Source organism: Kosakonia sp., assembly GCF_032104925.1.
GTDB lineage: Bacteria > Pseudomonadota > Gammaproteobacteria > Enterobacterales > Enterobacteriaceae > Kosakonia.
The window spans coordinates 1-14,016 of sequence record NZ_DAMCGF010000002.1 but is presented as its reverse complement, the minus strand read 5'-3'; the positions used below and the strand labels follow the sequence as shown (position 1 = coordinate 14,016).

The following is a 14,016-nucleotide window of genomic DNA, read 5'->3' as shown; positions in this document are numbered from 1 at the left end:
TGCGGTTCCTCCGTTGTCAGCTCTGGTGGAAATTTTCGTCATTCCACCAGCAATAATTTGTAAAGCGGTTGATTCTCTTCAACCAAATCGGCCAGCGTGTAGTTATCCAGCTCCTTAAGAAAACTTTGCACTGCTTTGGCAAGCGCCTTTTTCAGGCGACAGGCACTGGTAATATGGCAAAACTCGCTGCTGCAATTGACCAGCGCCAGCGGCTCCAGCGAGCGGACAACATCACCAATACGAATATCCTGCGCGGGTTTCCCCAGCCGGATCCCACCGTTTTTCCCACGGACGGCCGCGACGTAGCCTTCACGGCTCAGCTGATTGATTATCTTGACCATATGATTACGGGACACGCCATACGTTTCTGTAACTTCAGTAATGCTGGTCATTTGTCCTGCCGGCAGCGACGCCATGTAAATCAGGGCGCGCAAACCGTAATCGGTAAAGCTTGTTAACTGCACATCAACCTCATAAAAGGGAAAAAGATGAGATACCCGCAGGTATTGACACTATTGATGATAAACCAGCCACCTGTCAGGTCGCTAATTTATTTGAACGGAAGGGTGAAAAAAGCGAAGAAAAAGGGCGCGATTTACGCGCCCTTAAACCACATTATGCGTCGAACGGATCGCGCAGAATCATGGTTTCAGTACGATCCGGACCGGTGGAGATAATGTCGATCGGCACGCCGGTAAGTTCTTCAATGCGTTTGATGTAATTCAGCGCAGCCTGCGGCAGACCGCTGCGATCTTTGACACCAAAGGTCGATTCAGACCAGCCAGGCATGGTTTCGTAAATCGGCTCGATACCTTCCCAGTTGTCAGCCGCCAGCGGCGTAGTGGTGACTTCGCGGCCATCCGGCATGCGGTAAGCAACGCAGATTTTCACCTCTTTCAGACCATCCAGCACGTCCAGCTTGGTCAGGCAGAAGCCAGACAGGGAGTTGATCTGCACTGCGCGACGTACAGCAACCGCGTCCAGCCAGCCGGTACGACGACGGCGACCCGTAGTGGCGCCATATTCGTTACCCTGCTTGCAGAGAAACTCACCGATATCGTCGAACAGCTCGGTCGGGAACGGACCCGCGCCTACACGCGTGGAGTAAGCTTTAATGATGCCGAGCACGTAATCCACGTAACGCGGGCCAAGGCCGGAACCCGTCGCTACACCACCAGCGGTGGTATTGGAGGAGGTCACGTACGGATAGGTGCCGTGATCGATATCCAGCAACGTCCCCTGCGCGCCTTCGAACATCACGAAGTCGCCGCGTTTACGCGCCTGATCCAGCAGATCGGAAACGTCCACCACCATTGCGGTCAGGATGTCGGCAATTGCCATCACATCGTCCAGCACTTTCTGGTAGTCAACCGCTTCCACTTTGTAGAAATTCACCAGCTGGAAGTTGTGATACTCCATCACTTCTTTCAGTTTATCGGCGAAAGTGGCTTTATCGAACAGATCGCCAACGCGCAGACCGCGACGAGCGACTTTATCTTCGTACGCCGGGCCGATACCGCGACCGGTAGTACCGATAGCTTTCGCGCCGCGCGCTTTTTCACGCGCCACGTCCAGCGCCACATGATAATCAAGGATTAACGGACATGCTTCAGAGAGCAGCAGACGTTCGCGAACCGGGATACCACGGTCTTCCAGTTCTTTCATCTCTTTCATCAGCGCAGCGGGAGACAGCACAACGCCGTTACCGATGATGCTGGTGACGTTTTCGCGAAGAATGCCTGATGGAATAAGATGGAGGACGGTTTTTTCACCGTTGATTACGAGAGTATGGCCTGCGTTGTGACCGCCCTGGTAGCGTACAACATATTTAGCCCGTTCAGTCAGAAGATCAACAATCTTCCCTTTACCTTCGTCACCCCATTGGGTGCCCAGTACGACGACGTTGTTACCCATTTTTTCAAAATCACCGTTTGCTTAAAAATGGATTCTACCACCGCTTTTTTTCAGATTCAGCACTTTTTCTGTGCAAAAATGCCCAAAGAACGCCTCAATTTCGTCAGCCAATCGTTTTCCTCAACATGTAGTAGATAACCACTCCCGCGACCACAAGCCCACCGCCAAATCGACGCAAAAGATGGTCCGGCAGCAGGCTTAGAGAAGCAATCATACGCCTCCATGCTCGCGGATAAAGCATCGGCCCAAGCCCTTCCAGTACCAACACCAGCGCCAGAGCGAGCCAGATTGTCGAATTCATTGCTGATCCTTATAAACACAAAACCACCGCCGGAGAAGGCGGTGGTTTTTACGATGAAAATCGCAGGTTATCTTAACGAGTCGCGGAAGTCGGCGTCTTCATATAACGGAAGAAATCGCTATCCGGGCTAAGCACCATCACATCCTGGTTGCTCTGGAAGCTGCTTTCATAGGCACGCAGGCTACGGATAAAGGCATAGAAGTCCGGATCCTGACTGAATGCATCAGCAAACAGCTTCGCCGCTTCAGCATCACCCTCACCGCGCAGGATACGCCCCTGACGCTCAGATTCTGCCAGCGTTTTGGTCACTTCGTAATCCGCTGCGGCACGCAGTTTTTCCGCTTCTTCCTGACCCTGTGAACGATGACGACGGGCAACCGCTTCACGCTCGGCGCGCATACGGTTGTAAATCGCATCCGACACTTCAGTCGGCAGGTTGATTTGCTTAATACGCACATCAACCACTTCAATACCTAACGCCGCCATACTGTTCGGGTTGATAACCGGCACTTTACCATTGGTTTCAGCCTGAACGCGCTCAGCCGCTTTCGCGATGGCATCATCGGCAGCAGGCGTCGACACTTCGTCTTCTGTACCGGCAGAACCCGAGTTCAGCGCATCGCGCACTTCGAGCGTCAAACGGCCACGAGAATCGGTAACGATGTCTTTCACGTCCAGACGACCGATTTCAGAACGCAGACGGTCAGAGAACTTACGTTTCAGCAGCACCTCTGCCTGGGAGACGTCACCGCCGCCGGTCGCCAGATAGTAACGGCTGAAATCGCTGATACGCCACTTGATGTAGGAGTCGACGATCAGATCTTTTTTCTCTTTGGTCACAAAGCGATCTGCCTGGTTATCCATGGTCTGGATACGTGCATCAAGCAGCTTAACCGACTCAATAAACGGCAGTTTGAAATGCAGGCCCGGCGCATAAACCAACGGCTTGTTTTCATCATCACGCAGCACTTTACCAAAGCGCAGCGAGATACCACGCTCGCCTTCTTTCACTACAAAGATAGAGGTGTAGAGCACTACCAGCACGATGATGATGATCGCGATAACTGACTTACGCATCGTTATTCCCCCTGACGCTGGTAGTCGTTACGCTGCGCGTTAACGCGGCGTTGGTCCATGATATCTCCCGCAGACGTTGCGGGGGCGCTGTTAGCGCTGCTACTGGAGCTTGACGCTGGCGGCAAACGCAGCAAGTTGTTCGCACCACTGTTGTCACTCTTTGCTGCAGGAGCGGCGTTACCCCCTTTCAGCATCTGATCCAGCGGCAGCACCATCAGGTTGCCGCCTTTATCGTTAACCAGCACTTTGCGGGTATGGCTCAGCACTTTTTCCATGGTTTCGATATACAGACGCTCGCGGGTAATTTCCGGCGCGGCTTTATATTCCGGCAGGATCTTAGCAAAGCGCGCCACTTCACCCTGGGCTTCCAGGATGGTTTGCGTTTTATACGCACGCGCCTCTTCGAGAATACGCTGCGCCTGACCGTTCGCACGCGGCTGAACTTCGTTAGTGTAAGCTTCGGCTTCACGGATGTACTGCTGCTCGTTTTCACGGGCGGCAATCGCATCATCAAACGCGGCTTTCACCTCTTCCGGCGGACGAGCGGCCTGGAAGTTAACGTCCAGCAGGGTAATCCCCATGTTATACGGGCGAATGGTTTCTTCCAGTTCGCGCTGGGTATCGCTACGAATAACGGTACGGCCTTCGGTCAGAATACGATCCATGGTGTATTTACCGATGACGCCACGCAGCGCGCTGTCCGTTGCCTGACGCAGGCTGTCATCGGCGCTGGTAACGCTAAACAGATAGCGCTCAGGATCGGTAATGCGATACTGCACGTTCATTTCAACGCGCACGACGTTTTCATCAGACGTCAGCATCACGCCAGATGCCGCCAGTTCACGCACGGATTCCACGTTTACTGGCGTCACTTCATCGATAAAGTTCGGTTTCCAGTTCAAACCCGGTTCAACCAAATGGCTGAACTTGCCCAAACGGGTCACAACGCCACGCTCGGCTTCTTTAATGGTGTAGAACCCGGTTGCAGCCCAGATAATAACGACCGCTGCGGCAACGATACCCACAATACGCCCGCTCGCCTGACCACGTGGGCCAGAAGAACCCGGATTACCGCCGCCGGTGCTTTTACCACCGCCCAGGCCACCGAGTTTTTTACTCAGTTTACGGAAAATATCATCCAGATCAGGTGGCCCCTGATCGCGACCGCCTTTGTTTCCATTTCCCTCAGAGTTGCCGCCTGGTTTGCTGCTTCCCCACGGGTCGCGGTCTTGTCCGTTGTTACCGGGCTGATTCCACGCCATGTATGTGCTCCATATTTATTTGCGGTGTATACCCGGCCTTTGGCGGGCACCCCCAAAGGGGAAAAATCTTCAGGCTGCCGGTCAAACGACGTACTCTTCGAGTGCCGGTTCTTGTTTACAGAGTCGACGCCAGTCGACGATCGGCATACGCACCTGCATACCTACGCTGCCATCGTCTTCCATCCACTCTTTTTCTATTGCCTGAAGCTGGTGAAACCGACTTCTCAGACGCCCTTCCTGCGGCGGTAATCGCAGCGTGTGCTGCGCCACTTCACCCGCAAGACGCTCAGTCAAAGCCTGGAATAACAGTGGTACGCCAACCCCTGTCTGCGCGGAGAGCCAGACACGGATCGGTTTGTTCTCTTCATCCCGGTCAATACGCGGTTCGAAATCGTCCAGCATATCGATTTTGTTCATCACCAGCAGCGTCGGGATATCGTGTGCCTCAATCTCTTCCAGCACGGTGTTCACTGCATCGATGTTTTCCTGTACTCGCACATCGGCGGCGTCAATCACATGCAGTAACAACGTCGCCTGGCGCGTCTCCTGCAAGGTTGCTTTAAACGCGGCAACCAAATCGTGCGGCAAGTGGCGAATAAACCCTACCGTGTCTGCCAGCACCGTTTCACCGACATCCGCGACATCAATACGACGCAACGTCGGATCGAGGGTGGCGAATAGCTGATCGGCCGCGTAGACCTGCGCTTCCGTTATCTGGTTAAACAGCGTGGATTTACCGGCGTTGGTATACCCCACCAGCGAGACCGTTGGAATATCGGCTTTCGTGCGGGAACGACGCCCCTGTTCACGCTGCTTTTCAACCTTTTCGAGGCGCGAGAGGATCTGAGTAATACGATTACGCAACAAACGACGGTCGGTTTCGAGCTGGGTTTCACCCGGACCGCGCAAACCAATGCCGCCCTTTTGTCGTTCAAGGTGGGTCCAGCCACGCACAAGGCGTGTCGCCAGATGGCGCAACTGCGCCAGCTCAACTTGCAATTTACCCTCATGCGTACGCGCACGCTGGGCAAAAATATCTAATATCAGACCGGTGCGATCGATGACTCGACATTCGCACAGTCTCTCCAGGTTACGTTCCTGGGCTGGGGTTAGCGCATGATCAAAGAGCACAACAGAAGCGCCCGCAGATTTTACGGCATCCGCAATTTCAACTGCTTTACCTTCACCAACAAAATATTTTGGATGCGGTGCTTTACGGCTACCGGTAATCACCTGCATTGCTTCGACACCGGCGGAAGAGACCAGAGATTCAAACTCCTGGAGGTCTTCCATATCTTTGTCTTGCGAAAAATAGATGTGTACCAGTACCGCCTGCTCACCGGCGTCATAACGGTCAAACAAGCGTAAACCCTCATAAAATACCAGCGGGGAACACAGCTTTACTGGCTCCCCGATCTGGAAAATCAGCCGTCAACCTTATTCGGTCTCTTCGCCTTCCTGCTGTGCAGAGCCCTGCGCGTTGCTACCGTGATGGTAGTTACTGCTGGTACCGCCGCCGGCATTGTTGCTGTGATGAGAAACCGGACGAGATGGAACAACAGTTGAAATCGCGTGCTTATAGACCATCTGACTGACCGTGTTTTTCAACAGGATCACGAACTGATCGAAAGACTCAATTTGCCCTTGCAGCTTAATACCATTCACCAAATAAATTGAAACTGGAACACGTTCCCGACGCAGTGCGTTCAGGAACGGATCTTGTAAAGATTGCCCCTTAGCCATTCTATCTTTTCCTTATATGCTTGTTTTGTACTTAGAACTCGTAAGTTCTGAAAACTGCGTAAAAATTTGCGCGCCATACGACTTAATTGTACACATTCACCCTGCGATAGCACTAACAACCTGTAGCACGTCACGGTAAGACTTTTCCGGCTTTTCACTCTCTAACCAGTGAACGCCATCCCAGCCCCGCAACCAGGTTATCTGCCGCTTGGCTAACTGCCTCGTCGCGCAAATACCTCGATAAACCATTTCATCGTATGAAATTTCGCCTTCAATGTATGACCACATCTGGCGGTATCCCACACAACGAACGGAAGGCATATCCGTATGCAAATCACCACGAGCAAAAAGCGCCCGCACTTCTGCTTCAAAACCTGAAGCCAACATCTGATGAAAACGCTGCTCGATTCGTTGATGGAGCAGTTCACGGCTCGCCGGGGCGATGGCGAACTGATGCACCTGGTAAGGCAGAGCGTCTCCTGACGTTTGCGTCAGATCCGTTAAAGTTTTACCCGAAATGAAAAAAACTTCCAGTGCCCGGGAAAGCCTTTGCGGATCATTTGGATGAATCCGCGCTGCGGCAACGGGATCGATCTCCCGCAACTGCTGATGCAACGCTTCCCATCCCCGCTCTGCCGCCTGTTTTTCAATGTCTGCTCGCACTTGCGCGTCTGCCGACGGAAGAGGCGATAACCCTTCCAGCAACGCCTTAAAGTAGAGCATCGTACCGCCCACCAGCAGAGGAATTCGCCCTGCATCGGTTATCTCTTTCATCTCCGCCAGCGCATCGCGGCGAAAATCAGCGGCGGAATAGGCTACCGCCGGATCGAGAATATCCAACAACCGGTGCGGCGCCGCCTGTAACTCTTCCGCGCTCGGCTTGGCGGTACCAATATTCATTCCCCGATAGATAAGGGCTGAATCTACGCTTATCAACTCTACTGGCAAAACTTTACGAAGCTCAATGGCTAATGCGGTTTTGCCGGAGGCCGTGGGCCCCATCAAAAAAATAGCCTTCGGCAGGCCAGCCTTACTCACTTCACTCATTTTTCAGGGCGTTCATCGCCTTTTGTAAATCAACAGGTTGTAATAAACCATCCGGCGGGGTCTTCACCAGATGCGGACAAAGCCGTTCAACGTCGGCAAGCAGGGTTATCGCCTGCGCCACACTCCATTGTGGATGCTCACTCGCCAGCTGGCGCGCCAGCCAGTGAGCAATATTCACCGCATCAATGCTTGTCTGCTGCGCCAGGTAGCCTATCAGAGCGGGAATCAAGATTTGTAAATTTTGTTGGCGCAAGGGTAAAGGCACTGCGCGAATGGTCACGTGTTGTCCATCGGGAATAAATTCGATGCCCATTTCCGCAAGCACTGCCTGGGCACGCTTCAATACGGCGCTCTCTTGCGCAGAGATTTTTAAACGCACCGGAATCAATAACGGTTGACCGCAGGCAGGCGCGTGGTCTGGCGACAGTTGCGCATGGCGCAGCCAGCGTTCAGCAACCGGCAGCGCCAGTAGTGCCAGTTTTCCGTCCCGCTCAAGTAGCGCAAAATGCGGCGCAATAAGCGTTAATACGCGACCAAAACTCTGGCTGTGCCCGTCAAGTGCCGGAGCGACAGGCGCCACGTTTTCATTTTTACGTTCGACAACCGGGGTTTCCAGCAATTGCCGATAGAGCGTCCCCTGCTGTTTCTGATAACCCGGCTGAGCGTTAGGCCACGGTTGAGCACCTGCGGTATTGCTACGCGCTCCCCCAGAAGAAAGAGTGGAAACACGCGGTGCTGGCGGCTCGCGAGCGACCAGCGGTTCAGCAAACTGGTTACGCCCTGCCGCGACACGGTTTTCCGGCAGCGCTCTTGGCGCGGGTTCTTCAGAAAGCGGTAACGGTGTTTCTATCTGCTGTTGCAGCACACTTAACACGCCCTGGTAGATAAAATCATGTACCAGGCGCGACTGATGAAAGCGCACTTCATGTTTTGCCGGATGGACATTCACATCCACTTGATGCGGATCGATTTCCAGATAAAGCACAAACGCAGGCTGCTGATCCGCGCCCAGCTTATCTTCACATGCCTGGCGAATGGCGTGGTTTATCAGCCGGTCGCGCATCATGCGGCCATTTACATAGCAATACTGGATTTCAGCGAAAGCGCTGGAGGTACTTTTGGGATCGGCCACCCAGCCGCGCAGGGCTAGGTCACCATGCTGCCATTCAATGGCCAGCGCCTGCTCTAAAAATGCCGTGCCGCAAATCGCGCCAAGGCGGCGCTCTTTCTGCCCCCCTTCAGCAACCGCGCGGTACTGACGCACCAGTTTACCGTTGTGATTGAGGTTAATGGTGACATCAAAACGCGCCAGTGCGATACGGCGGATCACTTCATCGATATGGCCGAACTCGGTTTTTTCCGTGCGCATAAATTTGCGCCGCGCCGGCGTGTTGTAAAACAGATCCAGCACTTCGAGCGTCGTGCCCACCGGGTGCGCAGCGGGTTTCACCGTCACCGCCATCTCGCGCCCTTCGGCGTAAGCCTGCCAGGCTTCTTGCTGTTCGGCTGTACGGGAAGTCAACGTTAAACGGGAAACCGAGCTGATACTCGCCAGCGCTTCGCCGCGAAAACCAAGACTGATAATCGCTTCCAGGTCATCCAGAGAGGCAATTTTACTGGTGGCATGACGTGCCAGCGCCAGCGCCAGCTCCTCTTTTTTAATGCCGACACCGTTATCACGGATACGAATTAACTTCGCGCCGCCGCGCTCGATATCAATATCAATACGCGTTGCGCCAGCATCAAGGCTGTTTTCCACTAACTCTTTCACCACCGACGCAGGGCGTTCAACCACTTCGCCCGCGGCGATCTGGTTCGCAAGCTGTGGCGGTAGAACCTGTATCGGCATGAAATAAATCCTTAGTTGAGCAGCCCGTTAGCAGATGAGCCCGCACTGGCGGTTTGCCCGCCACTCTGCGGCGAGGATTGCAACGGATGTGCGAGGAAATAGTTACGCAGCCCACCGTAAATCGCTTCGGCAATTTGTTGCTGGTAGGCATCGCTTCCCAGTAGCCGCTCTTCGCTGCTGTTACTGATAAAGCCCGTTTCGACCAGCACCGACGGAATATCCGGTGAGCGCAGAACGCCAAGGCTGGCGTGTTCCGGGCGGCGTTTATGTAATGCACCGATACGCTGAAGCTGGCTGAGCATACTGGTGGCGACATCATAGCCTACGCGCTGCGAATGGCCGAACTGTAAATCCAGCACCGCCTGGCTCAAATAAGGGTCAGACTGGCTATTTGCCAGCACATCGCCCGCGCCGCCAAGCAGCTCGGATTGTTTCTCATGCTGCTCCAGCCAGCCCGCCATTTCACTGTTTGCACGGCGGTTAGACAGCACCCATACCGAAGCGCCGGTTGCATCGCGGTTAGGCGCGGCATCGGCATGGATCGAAACCAGAAAGTTTGCATTCTGCTTACGCGCCACGTCGGAGCGGCCCATCACCGAAATAAAGTAATCGCCATCGCGAGTCATCACCGGTTTGAACATGGGGTCACCATTCAGTAACGTCCGCAGTTTCCGCGCGATAGAGATAGTGACGTTTTTCTCCTGCGTTCCCCCTGCGCCAATCGCGCCGGGGTCCTGACCGCCGTGCCCGGCATCGATGGCAATCACTACTTTATCGCCAGAAACCGCGCGCGACTGCATCGCTGGACGCGTGATGGTATTACTGCTGGTGACGCTGGTGATGCGATCGTTTTCGCCTTTAAACGGGTTGCGCCCCGGTGCCGTTTGTTGCGGCATAACCGCCGGGGTTTCTGCGCGTTTCACTACCACTTTTGGCGGCGGTGGCGGCGGAGGAACATCAGCATCAATAGTAAAGACGACAGTGTAGCCCGCTCCGCTTTGCTGTTTCACCGCGCGGGTTTTGCCGTTCTGCGTCAGATCCACCACCAGCCGAATCGACTGGTTGTCCTGTGCGGTACCGGCACGAATGCTTCTCACCAGATTATTGCCACTGAACTGCAGCGGCAGACCCTGAATCACGCCGGTCTGCTTGATGTCCAGCGCAACGCTGCGCTTGCCCTGCTGCGAAAACGAATAGTCAGGATCGCCCATAAAAGTGAAGGTAATACGCGCCTGGCTATCGCCATTCGACACCTGAATATCCGCTAAACTCGCCGCACTCACCTGTGTACACAGCAGTAACAACGCGAGTGCCAACCAACTTTTCACGCGACAGATCATTCCGTCATCCTTCCGGTTAACCGGCCATACGTGCCAGTAACGAATCGCCAGATGAGGATACAGCGCTAATGCGCGCCTCACGCCCCTGCGCCTGGTAATCTAAATGGATTTCGACATCCGGGTCAGGCAGTACACCCGCACCTTGTTGCGGCCACTCGACCAGACAAATCGCATCGTTGGCAAAATAATCACGGATCCCCATAAATTCCAGCTCCTCCGGGTCCGCAAGGCGGTACAAATCGAAGTGATACACCATTAATTTATCGAGGGTGTAAGGTTCAACCAGTGTGTAAGTCGGGCTTTTGACATTGCCGTTATGGCCTAAAGCCTGCAGAAATCCCCGGCTAAAGGTGGTTTTACCTGCACCAAGATCGCCATATAAATAAATCACTGTCGCGCCGTCGCAGGCCTGCGCCACACGCTTGCCGAGATCCAGTGTTGATTGCTCGTCAGGTAAAGGAATAACTCGATTAATCATCTTCTGTTTCAATTACATCCGGGTTAACAACACGCAACAGCGTGCTAAAAAGATCGGTTGCCAGCATGCCTCGCTGGCCGTACTGCACCGCCAGGCGATCCGCCGCCGCGCCGTGTGCGACACACCCGGCGCAGGCCGCGTCATACAGGCTCAATTTTTGCCCCAGTAGCGAACCGATAATGCCCGACAGCACATCGCCCATTCCGCCACTTGCCATCCCGGCGTTACCGGCATCAATAATGCCCGTTTCGCCATCGTCGCTGGCGATAACCGTACCCGCACCTTTCAGCACGACAACACCTGCGTAACGTTTTACCAGACGCCGCGCGGAAAGTAAGCGGTCGCTTTCAATTTCTGCCACGCTACAGTTAAGCAGGCGAGCGGCTTCGCCGGGGTGCGGCGTCAGAACGCGATTGTGACGTTTATCGGGATTGATTGCCAGAAGGTTCAGCGCATCCGCATCCCATAACATCGGTTTGCGAAAATTTTCCACTTTCTGGAGCGCCTTTTTACCCCACTCCAGTTGCCCAAGACCGGGGCCAATGACCACCACATCTGCCCATTCAAGGCTCTCATCCAGCGACTCGGCGGTGAGTTCGTGCACCATCAGTTCCGGGCGCGCGGTAATAATGGGCGCAATATTCTCGCTACGCGTCAGTACCCGCACCAGGCCAGCGCCTGTGCGCAACGCAGCTTCTCCCGCCATGCGCACCGCGCCAGCCGTTCCGTGATCGCCACCGATAATCACCAGCCGCCCGAAATCACCTTTATGCGAAGTGGGCCGCCGTGGCGTAAACCATTGGGTAAGCAGGGTTGCATCAAAACGGGAAAGAGATGTTTGCTGGCCTGAAAGCCAGGCGTCAAGCCCCAACGCATGGTGATGTAATTGACCAACCACATCGCGCGCTTTGCCCGTTAGCAAACCGGGTTTAAGGGCGATAAACGTCACCGTATGACGCGCCTGCATCACCGCACCAGCGGCCGCGCCGGTTTGCGCATTCAGGCCAGAGGGAATATCCAGCGCCAGCACGGGAGCCGGGTGCGCATTGGCATGATCAATCAGCGCCGCCACATCATCGCGCGGCGCACTGGTAAGGCCGGTACCAAGCAGCCCATCAATTATGAGATCAACCTGTTCCGGCCACAGAACGTCAGCCGCATGGATCTCGCCACCCGCGTTGAGCCACGCCTCGCGCGCCTGCGCGGCCTCTTCCGGCAGCGGTTTGTTGCTTTCCAGCGCCAGCAGCGTCACGGAAAGCCCCGCCGCTGCGGCTAAACGCGCCACCACATAACCGTCGCCACCGTTATTACCGTGGCCACAAAGCACAAGCCAGCAACGCGCATCAGGAAAGTGTTCCCGCGCAATGTTGAACGCCGCTTCTCCCGCGCGCTGCATCAGTTCATAAAGCGTAATGCCAAGGCTATCCGCCGCCTCTTTTTCAGCGCGTCTGAGGTCCTCAGCAGGCCAGACAGAGTGTGGTATACTTGCTGCGATTTTCTTCATTGTATGGTCCGTCATGTCAGAACCCCTCGATCTCAATCACTTAGCGCAACAAATCAAACAGTGGGGCACTGAACTGGGTTTTCAGCAGGTCGGTATTACCGATACCGATCTCAGCGCCAGCGAACCTGCGTTACAGGCATGGCTGGATAAACAATATCACGGCGAGATGGAGTGGATGGCGCGTCACGGTATGATGCGCGCCCGCCCCCACGAGCTTCTCCCCGGCACGCTACGCGTTATCAGCGTGCGAATGAACTACCTTCCCGCACAAGCGGCCTTCGCCAGCACGTTGAAAAACCCGACGCTTGGCTATGTCAGCCGTTATGCGCTGGGCCGCGATTACCATAAGCTGCTGCGCAACCGGTTAAAAAAGCTCGGCGAGCTGATCCAGCAGCAATGTGCTTCGCTGAATTTTAGACCTTTTGTCGATTCTGCGCCCATTCTCGAGCGCCCGCTGGCGGAAAAAGCCGGGCTTGGCTGGACAGGTAAGCACTCACTTATCTTAAGCCGCGACGCTGGCTCGTTCTTTTTTCTTGGCGAGTTATTGATCGATTTACCGCTTCCCGTCGACCAACCGGTGGAAGAAGGCTGTGGCCGCTGTGTGGCCTGCATGACCATCTGCCCGACCGGCGCAATTGTTGAACCCTATACGATCGATGCCCGGCGCTGCATTTCTTACCTCACCATTGAGCTGGAAGGCGCTATCCCAGAAGAATTTCGTCCGCTGATAGGTAACCGTATCTACGGCTGTGACGATTGTCAGTTGATCTGCCCGTGGAACCGTTTCTCTCAGTTAACCGAAGAAGAGGATTTCAGCCCGCGTAAAGCGCTGCACGCTCCAGAGTTGATTGAACTGTTCGGCTGGACCGAGGCGTATTTTTTGAAAATCACTGAGGGTTCGGCCATACGCCGTATTGGTCATCTGCGCTGGCTGCGGAATATTGCCGTCGCGCTGGGGAATGCGCCGTGGGACGTTGCCAATATTCAGGCACTGGAACAACGTCTGGGTGAGCACCCACTTCTCGACGAACACATACAGTGGGCGATTGCGCAGCAAATTGAGAAGCGTAACGCCTGCGTGGTGGAAGTCCAGACGTCGAAAAAACAACGGCTGGTTCGGGTGGTTGAAAAAGGGTTACCACGCGATGCCTGAGCCATCCACAGCTTGTGAATAAAATTAAAAACACATTACGATTCAACGTTCACAAAATCGTCAAGCGATCGCGTTAACAGTTTGAAATGTTATTTTCTTATTTATTTTCAACGTATTAAAAGAAAATCGTTTGCTTATCGAAGTAATCGTTGTGTTGCGAATGAAAGGCTCGCCTGTGGATAAGTCTGTTCACAAACGTTTAGCGAAGACAATAAAAAACATCCCCAACGAGGAAACCCGCTGTGGATAATTTATTGGATTTGAAAATTTGGAGCGGGAAACGAGACTCGAACTCGCGACCCCGACCTTGGCAAGGTCGTGCTCTACCAACTGAGCTATTCCCGCATA

The 14,016-nt window shown here is 54.4% G+C and carries 13 protein-coding genes and 1 tRNA gene; 1 reads left to right on the top strand and 13 read right to left on the bottom strand.

What is annotated here, in order from left to right:
• Window positions 1-38: 38 nt before the first annotated feature.
• The 12 genes from nsrR to nnr form a co-directional block, all read right to left on the bottom strand.
• Window positions 39-464 carry a nitric oxide-sensing transcriptional repressor NsrR gene (gene nsrR / locus RT644_RS03155; RefSeq protein WP_020456234.1) on the bottom strand — a complete coding sequence of 142 codons (426 nt, stop codon included), beginning with the start codon at window positions 462-464 and terminating at the stop codon, window positions 39-41.
• A gap of 151 nt (window positions 465-615) precedes the next feature.
• Window positions 616-1,914 (bottom strand): adenylosuccinate synthase, encoded by a 1,299-nt coding sequence (gene purA, locus RT644_RS03150; RefSeq protein WP_017459166.1) that lies wholly within the window; start codon window positions 1,912-1,914, stop codon window positions 616-618.
• Between the two features lie 103 nt (window positions 1,915-2,017).
• Window positions 2,018-2,215 (bottom strand): DUF2065 domain-containing protein, encoded by a 198-nt coding sequence (locus RT644_RS03145; protein WP_017459167.1) that lies wholly within the window; start codon window positions 2,213-2,215, stop codon window positions 2,018-2,020.
• 72 nt (window positions 2,216-2,287) lie between these two features.
• Complete coding sequence (gene hflC / locus RT644_RS03140) at window positions 2,288-3,292, bottom strand: protease modulator HflC (protein ID WP_020456232.1); 1,005 nt, start codon at window positions 3,290-3,292, stop codon at window positions 2,288-2,290.
• 2 nt (window positions 3,293-3,294) lie between these two features.
• Window positions 3,295-4,554 carry an FtsH protease activity modulator HflK gene (gene hflK, locus RT644_RS03135; RefSeq protein ID WP_020456231.1) on the bottom strand — a complete coding sequence of 420 codons (1,260 nt, stop codon included), beginning with the start codon at window positions 4,552-4,554 and terminating at the stop codon, window positions 3,295-3,297.
• 81 nt (window positions 4,555-4,635) lie between these two features.
• On the bottom strand, window positions 4,636-5,916 hold the full coding sequence (gene hflX, locus RT644_RS03130; RefSeq protein ID WP_020456230.1) for a ribosome rescue GTPase HflX: 1,281 nt from the start codon (window positions 5,914-5,916) through the stop codon (window positions 4,636-4,638).
• A gap of 75 nt (window positions 5,917-5,991) precedes the next feature.
• Complete coding sequence (gene hfq, locus RT644_RS03125) at window positions 5,992-6,297, bottom strand: RNA chaperone Hfq (RefSeq protein WP_017459171.1); 306 nt, start codon at window positions 6,295-6,297, stop codon at window positions 5,992-5,994.
• Window positions 6,298-6,393: 96 nt separating this feature from the next.
• The gene (gene miaA, locus RT644_RS03120) at window positions 6,394-7,344 is read right to left on the bottom strand and encodes a tRNA (adenosine(37)-N6)-dimethylallyltransferase MiaA (protein WP_313625618.1); all 951 of its coding nucleotides are present in this window, start codon (window positions 7,342-7,344) and stop codon (window positions 6,394-6,396) included.
• Entirely contained in the window at window positions 7,337-9,193 is a 1,857-nt protein-coding gene (gene mutL / locus RT644_RS03115) for a DNA mismatch repair endonuclease MutL (RefSeq protein ID WP_313625616.1), read from the bottom strand. Before mutL ends, miaA begins: the two co-directional genes overlap by 8 nt.
• An 11-nt stretch (window positions 9,194-9,204) precedes the next feature.
• Entirely contained in the window at window positions 9,205-10,533 is a 1,329-nt protein-coding gene (gene amiB / locus RT644_RS03110) for an N-acetylmuramoyl-L-alanine amidase AmiB (RefSeq protein WP_313625614.1), read from the bottom strand.
• 16 nt (window positions 10,534-10,549) lie between these two features.
• On the bottom strand, window positions 10,550-11,011 hold the full coding sequence (tsaE, locus tag RT644_RS03105) for a tRNA (adenosine(37)-N6)-threonylcarbamoyltransferase complex ATPase subunit type 1 TsaE (RefSeq protein ID WP_017459175.1): 462 nt from the start codon (window positions 11,009-11,011) through the stop codon (window positions 10,550-10,552).
• Complete coding sequence (gene nnr / locus RT644_RS03100) at window positions 11,004-12,530, bottom strand: bifunctional ADP-dependent NAD(P)H-hydrate dehydratase/NAD(P)H-hydrate epimerase (RefSeq protein ID WP_313625612.1); 1,527 nt, start codon at window positions 12,528-12,530, stop codon at window positions 11,004-11,006. The genes tsaE and nnr overlap by 8 nt, the downstream gene beginning before the upstream one ends.
• Between nnr and queG the strand changes: the two genes are divergently transcribed.
• Window positions 12,529-13,668, top strand: coding sequence for a tRNA epoxyqueuosine(34) reductase QueG (gene queG / locus RT644_RS03095; protein ID WP_313625610.1), 1,140 nt, complete (start codon window positions 12,529-12,531; stop codon window positions 13,666-13,668). The genes nnr and queG overlap by 2 nt on opposite strands.
• A gap of 269 nt (window positions 13,669-13,937) precedes the next feature.
• Here queG and RT644_RS03090 read toward each other — a convergent pair.
• Window positions 13,938-14,013 (bottom strand) — tRNA-Gly (locus RT644_RS03090).
• Between the last annotated feature and the right edge of the window lie 3 nt (window positions 14,014-14,016).

Coding starts and splice junctions, on each gene's coding strand:
- mutL (WP_313625616.1), bottom strand. CDS start 9,193: ATGCCGATACAGGTTCTACCGCCACAGCTTGCGAACCAGATCGCCGCG.
- amiB (WP_313625614.1), bottom strand. CDS start 10,533: ATGATCTGTCGCGTGAAAAGTTGGTTGGCACTCGCGTTGTTACTGCTG.
- nnr (WP_313625612.1), bottom strand. CDS start 12,530: ATGACGGACCATACAATGAAGAAAATCGCAGCAAGTATACCACACTCT.
- queG (WP_313625610.1), top strand. CDS start 12,529: ATGTCAGAACCCCTCGATCTCAATCACTTAGCGCAACAAATCAAACAG.
- miaA (WP_313625618.1), bottom strand. CDS start 7,344: ATGAGTGAAGTGAGTAAGGCTGGCCTGCCGAAGGCTATTTTTTTGATG.
- hfq (WP_017459171.1), bottom strand. CDS start 6,297: ATGGCTAAGGGGCAATCTTTACAAGATCCGTTCCTGAACGCACTGCGT.
- RT644_RS03145 (WP_017459167.1), bottom strand. CDS start 2,215: ATGAATTCGACAATCTGGCTCGCTCTGGCGCTGGTGTTGGTACTGGAA.
- purA (WP_017459166.1), bottom strand. CDS start 1,914: ATGGGTAACAACGTCGTCGTACTGGGCACCCAATGGGGTGACGAAGGT.
- hflK (WP_020456231.1), bottom strand. CDS start 4,554: ATGGCGTGGAATCAGCCCGGTAACAACGGACAAGACCGCGACCCGTGG.
- tsaE (WP_017459175.1), bottom strand. CDS start 11,011: ATGATTAATCGAGTTATTCCTTTACCTGACGAGCAATCAACACTGGAT.
- hflC (WP_020456232.1), bottom strand. CDS start 3,292: ATGCGTAAGTCAGTTATCGCGATCATCATCATCGTGCTGGTAGTGCTC.